Raw genomic sequence first — 12,278 nt, 5'->3', positions numbered from 1 at the left:
GGGCGGGGGGGGGGGGGGGGGGGGGGGGGGGGGGGGGGGGGGGGCCGGGGGGGGGGGGGGGGGGCGGGGGCGGGGCGGGGGGGGCCCCCCCGCCGCCCGGGGGGGGGGGGGGGGCCCCCCCGCGTCCGGTCCTGCGGGACTCCGTCCACGGGCCACTCGTCGGCGAAGTGCTCCACCGGGCGAAGAACCGGACGGACTCGCGGGCGGCGCCCGCCAGGACCTCGTCGCCCATGAGCGAGCGGGCCGTGCCGTGGCCGGTGCCGTGGCTCCCCGTCGCGGGCGTCCGTCTCCGTCTCCGCCCGCGTCCGGGAATAGGCGTGGGTTCGCCCCGCGTTGCCGCGGGCATGACGACGAACGCGCCGCGGCCCGAGGTGCTGCGCTACACCGCCTTCTCCGGTGACCCCGCCGGCGGGAACCCCGCCGGTGTCGTCCTGGACGCCACCGGCCTGGACGACGGTGACATGCTGGCCACCGCCGCCGGCCTCGGGTACTCGGAGTCCGCGTTCCTGACCGCGCCCCCGGAGGGCCTCGGCGGCCGGGAGGGGCGGGCGTACGGCATCCGCTACTTCAGTCCCAGGGCCGAGGTGCCGTTCTGCGGGCACGCCACGGTCGCGACCGCCGTCGCGCTCGCCGAGCGGATCGGCCCCGGGGAGCTGGTGTTCGCGACCCGCGCCGGCACCGTGCCGGTGGAGGTGACCGAGGAGGGCGGGACGCTCCGGGCCACGCTCACCAGCGTCGAGCCGCACATCGAGGAGATCGCCGGCGCCGACCTCGACGAGGCGCTCGCCGCGCTCGGCTGGCCGGCCGCCGACCTCGATCCGGCCTTCCCGCCGCGCATCGCGTTCGCCGGCGCCCGCCATCTCGTCCTCGCGGCGGCGACGCGCGCCCGGCTCGCGGATCTCGCGTACGACTTCGCGCGCCTCGAAGCCCTGATGCACCGCCTGGACCTGACCACGGTCCAGCTGGTGTGGCGGGAGTCGGCCACCGTCTTCCACGTCCGTGACCCGTTCCCCGTCGGCGGCGTGGTCGAGGACCCGGCGACCGGCGCGGCGGCCGCCGCGTTCGGCGCGTACGCCCGCGAGTTCGGCCTGGTCCCCGAGGACGCCGTCCTCACCCTGCACCAGGGTGAGGACCTGGGCCGCCCCGGCGAACTCACGGTGACGCTGCGCGCGGGCGACCCGCTCGTCCGCGTCGGCGGCGCGGGAGCCCGCATCGGCTGAGCGGTGGCCGCCGCCCGAGCGGGGTCAGGCCGGAGCCACGGGCAGGACGTCCGGTGACAGCGCCGCGGCGCGGGCCGTCGCCGCCGTCATGCGGCGCCGGTGGTGCCGCCGGCACAGCACCTCGTAACCGACCTCGTCCGCGGACTGGTTGACGTCGCCGACGACCACCTGGGCGCCCTCGACGACCATGACGCCGCCTATCGTACGGGCGTTGTGCGTGGCGCGGGCGCCGCACCAGCACAGCGCCTCGACCTGCAGGACCTCGACCCGGTCGGCCAGTTCGACCAGCCGCTGGGAGCCGGGGAACAGCTTGGAGCGGAAGTCGGTGGTGATGCCGAAGGCGTAGACGTCGAGTTCCAGGTCGTCGACCACGCGCGCCAGCTGGTCGATCTGCTCCGGCGTCAGGAACTGCGCCTCGTCCGCGATCACGTAGTCCGCGCGCCCGCCCTGCGAGAGGTGGTCGACGAGATACGCGTACAGGTCCGTGTCGTCCTCGACCTCCACCGCGTCGGTGACCAGGCCGAGGCGGGAGGAGAGCTTGCCCTCGCCCGCGCGGTCGTTCCGCGTGAAGATCATGCCCGTCAGGCCGCGCGCCGAACGGTTGTGCTCGATCTGGAGAGCCAGCGTCGACTTCCCGCAGTCCATCGTTCCGGAGAAGAACACCAGCTCGGGCATGGGGGGATGAGCACCTTTCGGCAGCGGACGGCAGGGGGCGGGGTCAGGGACGTACTTCGAGCAGGGGGACCAGCTGCTCGGCAGGGGTCATCGAGCCGTGGTTGCCGGTCATCGCCGACTCCTTCGGCTCCCGCTCCGACGCGATGATCAGCACGTCGTCCCGCGCGGCGGCGACCACGTCGCCGATCCGGCCGTACACCCGCTCGTCGACGGAGGGGCCGAACCAGCCCGCCGCGATCGCCTCGTCCCGCGAGGCCACCCAGAACTGCTCGCCGAGCACCTCGCGCCAGCAGGTCAGGACGTCGTCCTCGGCGCCCGGCAGCGCGTAGACGTGCCGCGCGCGCCCCTCGCCGCCCAGCAGGGCGACCCCGGCGCGCAGCTCCCAGTCCTCGTCGAAGTCGATGCGGTGCTGCTCGTCGAAGGGCACGTCGATCATGCCGTGGTCGGCGGTGACGTAGAGCGCGCTGCGCGGCGGCAGTTGCTCGGCCAGGCGCTGGACCAGCCGGTCGACGTGGGCGAGCTGGCCGCGCCAGGCGTCGGAGTCGACGCCGAAGCGGTGGCCGGCGCCGTCGACCTCGGCGTAGTACGTGTACACCAGGGAGCGGTCGGCGGCGGCCAGTTGCTCGGCCGCGAGGTCCACGCGGTCCTCGCCGGACAGCCGTCCGAGGAACGTCCCGCCGCTGAGCGCGACCTTGGTCAGCGGGGTGTTCTCGAACGCCGGGGAGGTGACCTGGGCGGCGTGCACCCCGGCGCGCTGCGCGAGCTGGAAGACCGTGGGGTGGGGCTGCCAGGCGCTCGGCTCCGTCCACGGCTGCCAGCGCAGCTGGTTCATCAGCTCGCCGGTGGCCGGGTCCCGCACGGTGTAGCCGGGCAGGCCGTGCGCGCCGGGCGGCAGGCCGGTGCCGACGGAGGCGAGGGAGGTCGCGGTGGTGGCCGGGTAGCCGGCGGTGAGCGGACGTCCGGTGCCGCCGCGCGAGGTGGCCAGCAAAGACGTCATGAAGGGGGCGTCCTCGGGGTGTGCCCGCAGCTGCTCCCAGCCCAGGCCGTCGATCAGGAAGACGCAGGCGCGGTCGACGGGGGTCAGCTCCGGGATCGCGGCGGTCGTGCCGGGGACGCCCATGCCGGCGGCGAGCGTGGGCAGCAGGTCGGCGAGCGAGCCGGTGCCGTACTCGGGGCGGGGCGCGGAGTCGACGGGGAGCGGTTCCGGGTGGTCCCAGGCGGGATCCGCGGGGGCGGGCACGGAGCGGCCCCGGTCGTGGGCGGCGGGGGGAGAGGACGGGTGGGACATCAGCGCGCGCTGTCCGCGGTCGCCTCGGACAGCGCCTGGGCGAAGGCGAGGGCCTGGCGCACGGTCTCCGGGCCGTCCCCGGCCTCGCTGACGCGCAGGCTGAGGTCGTCGGCCGTGGAGCTGCCCGTGTAGCCGTGGTCGGCCTCGCAGTTGGGGTCGCCGCAGGCGGCCGGTTCCAGATCGATGCGGGAGACGGCGCCCCAGCCGATGGTCAGCACCACCTCGCGCGGCAGCGTGCCCGGCCGGTACTGCTCCGGGTTGGCGACCACGCGGCTGACGACGATGGACGAGATCCGGCCGAGCTTCACGGACTCGGTGGACGTCGTCGCGTACGGCGTCGGGGAGGTGTCGTCCGCGGCCTGCTCGTCGGTGTGGCTGACGATGAAACGGTGGTCGGTGAGGACCAGCACCGTCACGTGCCGCCGCACCTCGTTCTGGTCGAACGTCGTCTCCTGGTGGACCAGGTACGACCGGATGGGCTCGCCGCCCACGGCGGTCTCCACCGCCTCGGCCACGAGGGCCGGGTAGTAGCCGCTGCGCTCGATCGCCGCACGCAGCTCCTGGGTCGTCGTACTGGTCTTGGCCATGCCGTCCATCCTACGGGGGCGCACCGACTGCGAGGCACCGGTCACGGCCGCCCCCGCGGGGCCGCCTGCGCGCGGCCGTCCCCGCGGAGCGGCTCAGTACGCCGGGAGCGTGCGCGGGCCGAGGTCGTCGCGGGCGGGCGGCGGGGCCAGGCGCACGGAGGCGCCGAGCACGCTCAGGCCCTGCGGGGCGACCACCACCGGCTCCAGGGTGACCGCGACGACCTCGGGGTGGTCGTCGACCAGCCGGGACACGCGCAGCAGCAGCTCCTCCAGGGCGGGCGTGTCCACGGGCGTCGAACCGCGCCAGCCGAACAGCAGCGGCGCCGTCCGGATCGAGCGGACCAGCGCGGCCGCGTCCCGGTCCGTGACCGGGATCAGCCGGTGCGCCGTGTCCCCGAGCAGCTGCGAGGCGGCCCCGGCCAGCCCGAAGGAGAGCACGGCCCCGGCCGCCGGGTCGATGACGGCCCGTACGACGGTGTCGACGCCGCGCGGCGCCATCCTCTGCACCACCGGCCGCACCTCCTGCGGCCTGCCGAACAGATCGGTCAACTCGGCGTACGAACGCCGCAGTTGTTCCTCGTCGGTCAGGTCCAGGCGGACGCCGCCGAGGTCGGCGCGGTGCCGCAGGTGCGGGGCGGTGGCTTTGAGGGCGACGGGGTAGCCGAGGACGCGGGCGGCGGCCGCGGCGTCGTCGGGGGTGGGGGCGGGCAGGGCGCGGTGGACGTGGACGCCGTACCGGGCGAGCAGTTCGCAGGTCTCCTCCGTGCCGAGCGTGAGGCCCTGCCCGCGCGCGAGGAGTCCGCCGATCAGCGCCGCGGCCCCCTTCTCGTCGATGTCGTCGTACTCGGGCACCTTGCCGGGGTCGGCGGCCTCGCGGCGCCACTGGGCGTACCTGACGGCTTCGGCGAGGGCGCGGACGGCGCGTTCGGCGGCGGGGTAGGCGGGGATGAGGTGGGCCCCCTCGGGGGCCCGTACCGCGGCGGGCGGCCGCTCCCCGGGCCGGAACGGGTGGCCGGGCGGGGTACCGGGGGCGGGCTGGGGCGCGGTGCTCGCGGCGGCCGACAGGGCCTCGGCGAGCCCGCCTAGCTCCACGTGCACGACCAGGACCGGTTTGGCGGGGACCGCGGCGGCGGCCGACCGCAGGGCCTCCGCCAGCGCCGCGTCCTGGGCCGGGTCCTCCCCCACCGCGGGGATCGCGGTCACGACCACCGCGTCGCAGGCGTCGTCGGCGAGCGCGCGCGCGAGGGCCGCGCGGAAGTCCGCCGCCGAGGCCGCCGTGGTCAGGTCCAGCGGCGGGTGGGGGCGCAGGCCCTCGGCGAGGCAGGCGTCGTAGGTGAGCAGCCCGAGGGACTCGGAGTTGCCGAGGATCGCCACCCGGGGTCCGGCGGGCAGGGGCTGGCGGGCGAGCAGCAGGCCCGCGTCCACCAGTTCGGTGATGGTGTCCACCCGGATCACCCCGGCCTGCCGCAGCAGCGCGGAGACGGTGGCGTGCGGCAGCCGCGTCGCCCGTACGGTGTGGCCCTGGGGGGCGGTGCCGTGCCGCGCCCCCTGCACGACGACCAGCGGTTTCGCCGCCGCCGTGCGCCGCGCGAGGCGGGTGAACTTGCGCGGGTTGCCGATGGACTCCAGGTACATCAGCACGACGTCGGTGTCCGGGTCGTCGTACCAGTACTGGAGGACGTCGTTGCCGGACACGTCGGCCCGGTTGCCGGACGAGACGAAGGTCGACACGCCGGTGACGCCGGTGACCCCTCCCCCGCGCCGGTGCAGCCGGGACAGCAGGGCGATGCCGATGGCACCGGACTGGGCGAACAGCCCGATGCGTCCGGGGCGCGGCATCTCGGGGGCGAGGGAGGCGTTGAGCCGCACCCGCGGGGAGGTGTTGATGATCCCGAAGGCGTTGGGCCCGATGATCCGCATGCCGTACGCGCGCGCGTGCCGCACCAGGGCGCGCTGGCGCTCGCGCCCCTCGGGGCCGCTCTCGGCGTACCCGGCGGAGACCACGACGAGGCCCTGCACGCCGTGCTCGCCGCACTCGGCGACGACCGCGGGGACGTGCTCGGCCGGGACGGCGACCACCGCGAGGTCGACGGGCCCGTCGATGTCCCGCACCGAGCGGTGGGCGGGCACCCCGTCGAGTTCCTTCCACTCCTCGGGGAAGGCCCGGTTGACGGCGTACAGCCGGCCGGTGAAACCGGCGTCCCGGATGTTGCCGAGGATGCTGCGGCCCACGCCGCCGGGTGTGCGGCCGGCCCCGACGACGGCGACCGAGCCGGGCGTCAGCAGCCGCTGCACGGACCGCGCCTCGGCGCGCTGCTCGCGCGCGTACTGCACGGCCAGCGAGCGGCCGGTCGGTTCGAGGTCGAGCTCCAGGCGGACGACGCCGTCCTCGAAGCTGCGCTTCTGGGTGTACCCGGCGTCCGTGAACACCTTGATCATCTTGGTGTTGGCGGGCAGCACCTCGGCGGCGAAGCGGCGGATGCCGCGCTCCCGGGCGACGGCGGCGATGTGTTCGAGGAGGGCGGAGGCGACGCCGCGGCCCTGGTGGGCGTCCTGGACCAGGAAGGCGACCTCGGCCGTCTCGGACGGGGCGGGGCCGGCCGCGGACGGGTGGGCCGGGGCCGGCACGGCCGCGCCGTCGGCGCCGATCCGGTCGTAGCGTACGGTGGCGATGAACTCGCCGCCGACCGTGGCCGCGAGTCCCACCCGGTCCACGAAGTCGTGGTGCGTGAAGCGGTGGACGTCCTTGGCGGACAGGCGGGGGTAGGGCGCGAAGAAGCGGTAGTACTTCGACTCGTCCGACACCTGCTCGTAGAAGCTGACCAGCCGGTCCGCGTCGTCGACGGTGATGGGGCGGATGCGCGCGGTGCCGCCGTCGCGCAGCACCACGTCGGCCTCCCAGTGGGCGGGGTACTCGTGCCGGTCCGGCGAGGTCTGCATGGGCCCCAGCGTAAGGCTCGCGTCCGGCGACGGCGCGGGGCAGGCTGTGGGGGACGGAGGTTCGGGCCGAGGCCGCGGCCCGAACGCCGCCCCGGAGGGACGCGCGTCCCTCCGGGCATGCTTCACGATATGGGAAACTGGTCTAGACAACCCTGAACACCGAAGGGCAGCAACACATGGCTGAGCGCCGCGTCAACGTCGGCTGGGCCGAGGGCCTCCACGCCCGCCCCGCCTCCATCTTCGTCCGAGCCGCCACGGCCGCAGGCGTCCCGGTGACGATCGCCAAGGCAGGCGGCACCCCCGTCAACGCGGCCTCCATGCTGGCCGTCCTGAGCCTGGGCGCCCAGGGCGGCGAGGAGATCGTCCTCGCGTCGGACGCCGAGGGCGCCGACGCCGCCCTGGACCGGCTGGCGAAGCTGGTCTCCGAGGGCCTGGAGGAGCTCCCCGAGACCGTCTGACGCCCCTGCGCGGCTGAACCGGCGCGGTTTTCGCGGGGCCGGCCGCGCACGGTCGGATTTCCGGTCGGCGGCGGGGACGCCGTCGATTCCGGGACGCCGTCCCACACCCCCGAAGGGCTCGTCCGAATTACCGGGCGAGCCCTTCTGATTTTCCACTTCCGGGCAGCAGGAAAAATCCCCCCGGATTTCCTGCTCTTTGTATACGGCCTCCTTGTTAATGCCGCAGGCTCGGCATGTTTACGGGAGGTTGCGAATTCCTCACACGCTCCGGGCGGTCCGCGCCCGGGGCGAACCGCAGCCGGTGCGCGGCGGCCGCGCGCTCGTTGTGCAGCGCCGTCAGCGCCCGCGCGCGTTCGCTGTCGCCGCGCGCCACGGCGTCCACGATCGCCCCGTGCTCCGCCCAGGTCTCCACGGGGCCGGCGGGCGCCTGCACGGTGTACATCCAGGCGATCTTGTGGCGCAGCTGGGTCAGCGTCGCGGTCAGCGCGGGGCTGCCGGAAGCCTGGGCGAGCGTCTCGTGGAACCAGCCGCCCAGGGAGCGCAGGTCCTCGCCGCCGCCCCGGCGGGCGCGCTCCTGGCCGATCCTCACCAGGCCGCGCAGCACCTTCAGATGGGCCTCGGTGCGCCGCTGGGCGGCCCGGGAGGCGCCGAGCGGCTCCAGGAGCCCGCGCATCTCCAGCAGGTCGGCGGCCTCCTGCTCGGTGGGTTCCGCGACGCACGCGCCCGCGTGCCGCCGGGTCACCACGAAGCCCTCGGCCTCCAGGGTGCGCAGGGCCTCGCGCACGGGGACGCGCGAGACGCCGTAGCGGCGTGCGAGAACTTCCTCGGTGAGGCGGCTGCCGCGCTCGTGGACACCCGCGACGATGTCGTCCCGGATGGCCGTGCACACCGAGTGCGCCGGAATACGCATGACCGACCTCCGCCTTAATCCCCGTGAAACGCCGACGATGGACGCGTGTTCCGTGACTCTATTGCAATGAGCCGGAATTTCCGACGGCGGCCCGGAAATCATGGATATTTTTTGGACATCCGGCCGTACGGAACGCCGAAAGCCCCGGCTCGGGGAGCCGGGGCCGCGGGAGACGCAACCGTCCGCCGCCGGACGCCCACGGGAGCGTGCGGCGCCGGGCCTCGCGCGCGGGGCGGACCCCGTGCACGGGGGCGTGCGGCGTCAGAGGTCCACGCCGTGCGAGCGGAGGTAGGCGACCGGGTCGATGTCGGAGCCGTACCCGGCGGCCGTGCGGGCCTCGAAGTGCAGGTGCGGCCCGGTGACGTTGCCGGTCGCGCCGGACAGGCCGATCCGCTGGCCCGGGAGCACCGTCTGGCCCACCGAGACGCCGATGGACGACAGGTGGCCGTACTGGGTGTACGTGCCGTCGTGCATCCTGATCACGATCTGGTTGCCGTACGCGCCGCCCCAGCCGGCCTCGACGACGGTGCCGGCGCCGACCGCCTGGACGGGGGTGCCGCCGGCCGCGTGGAAGTCGACGCCGGTGTGGGTGCCGGAGGACCAGACGGCGCCGCCGGCCCGGTAGCCGGTGGAGACGTAGGAGCCGGCGATGGGCGGCACGTAGGTGTCCAGACGCTTGCGCTCGGCCTCGCGGGCGGCGCGCTCCTTGGCCTCGCGCGCCTTCTTCGCCGCCTCGGCCGCCTCCTTGCGCGCGATCTGGGCGGCCCGCTTCTCGGCGGCGGCCTCCTCGGCGGCCTGCTTCTGGGCGGCGGCCTGGGCCTCGATCTGGGCGGCCATGGAGTCCCCGAGGGCGAGGACGGGGGTGAGGCCGGTCTGCTCGGCGGCGGGCCCGGCGGCGAGGGCGGGGGCCGCGGCGGCGCCGATGACGCCGGTGGTGGTGAGGGCCGCGACGCCCGCCGCGCGGGCGGTGGTGCGGTGCGGCCGGCCGGAACGGCGGTGCCTCCCGGTGGCGCGGGTGAACGCCATGAAGTGCGCTGGTCCTTTCCTTCCCTCTCGCCTGCCGGGTTAGCTGACGGGTTCGGAGCAGGAAGGTCTCCTACGGGCCCCCTCGCGTTCGCGCGGGCGCCCGATTCACCCCGGGGGGACTGCTGGTCCCCTCCGGCCGCGGAGGCGGCGGGAGGAGGGTGGGTCCCCGGCTCCCCCGGCTCGCGCCGTACGGGGATTCGGCGATGGCTGCCCGCTGCCGCGGGTGCGGCGCACTGCCTGACGGACAGCCCGGAAGACGTTAAACGCGCCGGCTTCCGAACCCCAAACACGACGCGGGTTTTGTAGCGCATCCCACAGGCCGGACAGGCAACCTCCGCCCCGATCCGGACATATCCCTACATAAGGGAGCCCTGGTGACGTATCCGCCGCCAGGGCTCCCGCGCGCGCGTGCCGCTACTCGGCGGACACCACGGTGACCTCACCGATGCCGAGGGCCTCCACCGGCTCCTTGATCTGCGCCGCGTCGCCGACGAGGACGGTCACCAGGCGGTCCACCGGGAAGGCGTTCACGACCGCCGCGGTGGCCTCCACGGTGCCGGTCTCGGCGAGCCGGCGGTACAGCGCGGCCTGGTAGTCGTCGGGCAGGTGCTGCTCGACCTGGTCGGCCAGGGTGGCGGCGACGGCCGCCGCGGTCTCGTACTTCAGCGGCGCCACGCCCACCAGGTTCTGCACGGCGACGTCGCGCTCGGCGTCGGTGAGCCCCTCCTCGGCGAGCGTGCGCAGCACCGTCCACAGGTCCCGCAGGGCGGGCCCGGTGTTCGGGGTGTCCACGGAGCCGCTGATGGCGAGCATCGCGGCGCCGGTGCCCTCCGGGGAGGACCTGAGGACCTGCCCGAACGCCCGCACGCCGTAGGTGTAGCCCTTCTCCTCGCGCAGGACGCGGTCCAGGCGGGAGGTGAGGGTGCCGCCGAGGCAGTACGTGCCGAGCACCTGCGCGGGCCACACGCCATCGTGCCGGTCCGGGCCGGTGCGGCCGATCAGCAGCTGCGTCTGGACGGCGCCGGGGCGGTCCACGATGACGACCCGGCCGGTGTCGTCGGCGATCACCGGGGGCACCGGCCGCGGCTCGGCCGGGGAGCCGGTCCACGCGCCGAGCGTGTCGCCGAGCAGCGCGTCGAGGTCGATGCCGGTGAGGTCGCCGACGACCACGGCGGTGGCCGTGGCGGGGCGGACGTGCTTCTCGTAGAAGGCGCGGACGGCCGCGGAGTCGATGTTCGCGACCGTCTCCTCGGTGCCCTGGCGCGGGCGCGACATGCGCGAACTCGCCGGGAACAGCTCCCTGGAGAGCTCCTTGGCGGCCCGGCGGGCGGGGTTGGCCAGCTCGTGCGGGATCTCGTCGAGCCGGTTGCGCACCAGCCGCTCCACCTCGCCGTCCGCGAACGCGGGCGCCCTGAGGGCGTCGGCGACCAGCCCGAGCGCCTTGGCCAGGCGGGAGGCCGGCACCTCCAGGCTCAGGCGTACGCCGGGGTGGTCGGCGTGCGTGTCGAGGGTGGCGCCGCAGCGCTCCAGCTCGGCGGCGAACTCCTCGGCGGAGTGCTTGTCGGTGCCCTCGGCGAAGGCCCGCGCCATGATCGTGGCGACGCCGTCGAGGCCGGCCGGCTCGGCGTCCAGGGGGGCGTCGAGGAGGACCTCGACGGCGACGACCTGCTGGCCGGGGCGGTGGCAGCGCAGGACCGTCAGGCCGTTGCCGAGCGTCCCGCGCGTGGGGGCCGGGAACGCCCAGGGCCTGGGCTCGCCTCCCTCGGGCCGGGGGTGGAACTCCATCGTGGCGAGCTCGGTCACTTCGCCGCCTCCTCGTTGTCGTCGGTGGCCGCGGCGTCCGCTTCCCCGGCCTCGGTGGCGATCGGCTCGTAGACGAGCACCGCGCGGTTGTCGGGGCGCAGGCGGGCCTTGGCCACCTCCTGGACCTCCTCCGCCGTCACCTCCAGCACGCGCTGGACGGCGGTCAGGGCGAGCTGGGGGTCGCCGAAGAGGACCGCGTACCGGCACAGCTCGTCGGCGCGGCCCGCGACCGTGCCGAGCCGGTCCAGCCACTCGCGCTCCAGCTGGGCCTGGGCGCGCTCCATCTCCTCGGCCGTGGGGCCCTCCTCGGCGAACCGGGCGAGCTCCTCGTCGACGGCGGCCTCGATGACGGGCACCTCGACGTCACCGGACGTCTTCACGTCCAGCCAGCCCATCGAGGGCGCCCCGGCCAGCCGCAGCAGGCCGAACCCGGCGGCCACCGCCGTGCGGTCGCGCCGGACGAGCCGGTTGTACAGGCGGGAGGACTCGCCGCCGCCCAGGACGGTGAGCGCCAGGTCGGCCGCGTCGCACGCGCGCGTGCCGTCGTGCGGCAGGCGGTAGGCCGCCATCAGGGCGCGCGCCGGGACCTCCTCCTCGACGACCTCGCGCAGCTGCCGGCCGATGATGTCGGGCAGCGAGCCGTCCCGGGGCTCCGGCTTGCCGTCGTGGGCCGGGATGGAGCCGAAGTACTTCTCGACCCAGGCGAGCGTCTGCTCGGGGTCGATGTCGCCGACGACCGACAGCACCGCGTTGTTCGGCGCGTAGTACGTGCGGAAGAACTGGCGGGCGTCCTCCAGGGTCGCCGCGTCCAGGTCGGCCATCGAGCCGATCGGGGTGTGGTGGTAGGGGTGGCCCTCCGGGTAGGCCAGGGCGGTCAGCCGCTCGAAGGCCGTGCCGTAGGGGACGTTGTCGTAGCGCTGGCGGCGCTCGTTCTTGACGACGTCCCGCTGGTTCTCCATGGACTCCTCGTCCAGCGCGGCCAGCAGCGAGCCCATGCGGTCGGCCTCCAGCCAGAGGGCGAGCTCCAGCTGGTGGGCGGGCATGGTCTCGAAGTAGTTGGTCCGCTCGAAGCTGGTGGTGCCGTTCAGCGAGCCGCCCGCGCCCTGGACGAGTTCGAAGTGGCCGTTGCCCTTGACCTGGGCGGACCCCTGGAACATGAGGTGCTCGAAGAGGTGAGCCAGGCCGGTGCGTCCCTCGACCTCGTGGCGTGAGCCCACGTCGTACCAGAGGCACACCGCCGCGACCGGGGTCAGGTGGTCCTCGGAGAGCACCACGCGCAGGCCGTTGGCCAGGCGGTGCTCGGTCGCTGTCAGGCCCCCGGAGCCTGCCTGGGCTGTGGCCGTGTGACCCATGGGCATGTACGTCCCTTCG

At 75.0% G+C, this 12,278-nt stretch carries 10 protein-coding genes and 1 riboswitch; of the genes, 2 read left to right on the top strand and 8 right to left on the bottom strand.

Annotated elements, in window-relative coordinates:
• Positions 1–344: 344 nt before the first annotated feature.
• On the top strand, positions 345–1,220 hold the full coding sequence (locus ACIBAI_RS14605; RefSeq protein ID WP_399034137.1) for a PhzF family phenazine biosynthesis protein: 876 nt from the start codon (positions 345–347) through the stop codon (positions 1,218–1,220).
• Positions 1,221–1,244: 24 nt separating this feature from the next.
• Here ACIBAI_RS14605 and ACIBAI_RS14600 read toward each other — a convergent pair whose 3' ends face one another.
• From ACIBAI_RS14600 to ACIBAI_RS14585, 4 genes are all read right to left on the bottom strand, one after another.
• Positions 1,245–1,895 (bottom strand): thymidine kinase, encoded by a 651-nt coding sequence (locus ACIBAI_RS14600; protein ID WP_344602436.1) that lies wholly within the window; start codon positions 1,893–1,895, stop codon positions 1,245–1,247.
• Positions 1,896–1,938: 43 nt separating this feature from the next.
• Positions 1,939–3,183 (bottom strand): alkaline phosphatase family protein, encoded by a 1,245-nt coding sequence (locus tag ACIBAI_RS14595; RefSeq protein ID WP_399034135.1) that lies wholly within the window; start codon positions 3,181–3,183, stop codon positions 1,939–1,941.
• The gene (locus tag ACIBAI_RS14590) at positions 3,183–3,770 is read right to left on the bottom strand and encodes a DUF5998 family protein (protein WP_344602432.1); all 588 of its coding nucleotides are present in this window, start codon (positions 3,768–3,770) and stop codon (positions 3,183–3,185) included. Before ACIBAI_RS14590 ends, ACIBAI_RS14595 begins: the two co-directional genes overlap by 1 nt.
• Positions 3,771–3,863: 93 nt before the next feature.
• On the bottom strand, positions 3,864–6,710 hold the full coding sequence (locus tag ACIBAI_RS14585) for a GNAT family N-acetyltransferase (protein ID WP_399034132.1): 2,847 nt from the start codon (positions 6,708–6,710) through the stop codon (positions 3,864–3,866).
• Between the two features lie 176 nt (positions 6,711–6,886).
• Between ACIBAI_RS14585 and ACIBAI_RS14580 the strand changes: the two genes are divergently transcribed.
• Positions 6,887–7,168 carry an HPr family phosphocarrier protein gene (locus tag ACIBAI_RS14580; protein ID WP_399034131.1) on the top strand — a complete coding sequence of 94 codons (282 nt, stop codon included), beginning with the start codon at positions 6,887–6,889 and terminating at the stop codon, positions 7,166–7,168.
• A gap of 214 nt (positions 7,169–7,382) precedes the next feature.
• Here ACIBAI_RS14580 and ACIBAI_RS14575 read toward each other — a convergent pair whose 3' ends face one another.
• The 4 genes from ACIBAI_RS14575 to ACIBAI_RS14560 all read right to left on the bottom strand — a co-directional run bounded on the left by ACIBAI_RS14575 (position 7,383) and on the right by ACIBAI_RS14560 (position 12,265).
• Positions 7,383–8,078, bottom strand: coding sequence for a GntR family transcriptional regulator (locus tag ACIBAI_RS14575; RefSeq protein WP_399034130.1), 696 nt, complete (start codon positions 8,076–8,078; stop codon positions 7,383–7,385).
• 261 nt (positions 8,079–8,339) lie between these two features.
• Positions 8,340–9,104: a M23 family metallopeptidase gene (locus ACIBAI_RS14570; RefSeq protein ID WP_399034128.1), complete on the bottom strand. Its 765-nt coding sequence runs from the start codon at positions 9,102–9,104 to the stop codon at positions 8,340–8,342.
• A gap of 13 nt (positions 9,105–9,117) precedes the next feature.
• Positions 9,118–9,317: riboswitch (cyclic di-AMP (ydaO/yuaA leader) on the bottom strand.
• 201 nt (positions 9,318–9,518) lie between these two features.
• Positions 9,519–10,907, bottom strand: coding sequence for a M16 family metallopeptidase (locus ACIBAI_RS14565; RefSeq protein ID WP_399034126.1), 1,389 nt, complete (start codon positions 10,905–10,907; stop codon positions 9,519–9,521).
• Complete coding sequence (locus ACIBAI_RS14560; RefSeq protein ID WP_399034124.1) at positions 10,904–12,265, bottom strand: M16 family metallopeptidase; 1,362 nt, start codon at positions 12,263–12,265, stop codon at positions 10,904–10,906. Before ACIBAI_RS14560 ends, ACIBAI_RS14565 begins: the two co-directional genes overlap by 4 nt.
• Positions 12,266–12,278 lie beyond the last annotated feature (13 nt).

The organism is Streptomyces sp. NPDC051041 (genome assembly GCF_044456065.1).
Classification (GTDB): domain Bacteria; phylum Actinomycetota; class Actinomycetes; order Streptomycetales; family Streptomycetaceae; genus Streptomyces; species Streptomyces glaucus.
This window is presented reverse-complemented; position numbering and strand designations above follow the sequence as displayed.

Excerpts from the sequence above, each read along its gene's own strand:
- ACIBAI_RS14580 (WP_399034131.1), top strand. The coding sequence starts at position 6,887 with ATGGCTGAGCGCCGCGTCAACGTCGGCTGGGCCGAGGGCCTCCACGCC.
- ACIBAI_RS14570 (WP_399034128.1), bottom strand. The coding sequence starts at position 9,104 with ATGGCGTTCACCCGCGCCACCGGGAGGCACCGCCGTTCCGGCCGGCCG.
- ACIBAI_RS14590 (WP_344602432.1), bottom strand. The coding sequence starts at position 3,770 with ATGGCCAAGACCAGTACGACGACCCAGGAGCTGCGTGCGGCGATCGAG.
- ACIBAI_RS14600 (WP_344602436.1), bottom strand. The coding sequence starts at position 1,895 with ATGCCCGAGCTGGTGTTCTTCTCCGGAACGATGGACTGCGGGAAGTCG.
- ACIBAI_RS14575 (WP_399034130.1), bottom strand. The coding sequence starts at position 8,078 with ATGCGTATTCCGGCGCACTCGGTGTGCACGGCCATCCGGGACGACATC.
- ACIBAI_RS14585 (WP_399034132.1), bottom strand. The coding sequence starts at position 6,710 with ATGCAGACCTCGCCGGACCGGCACGAGTACCCCGCCCACTGGGAGGCC.
- ACIBAI_RS14595 (WP_399034135.1), bottom strand. The coding sequence starts at position 3,183 with ATGTCCCACCCGTCCTCTCCCCCCGCCGCCCACGACCGGGGCCGCTCC.
- ACIBAI_RS14560 (WP_399034124.1), bottom strand. The coding sequence starts at position 12,265 with ATGCCCATGGGTCACACGGCCACAGCCCAGGCAGGCTCCGGGGGCCTG.
- ACIBAI_RS14605 (WP_399034137.1), top strand. The coding sequence starts at position 345 with ATGACGACGAACGCGCCGCGGCCCGAGGTGCTGCGCTACACCGCCTTC.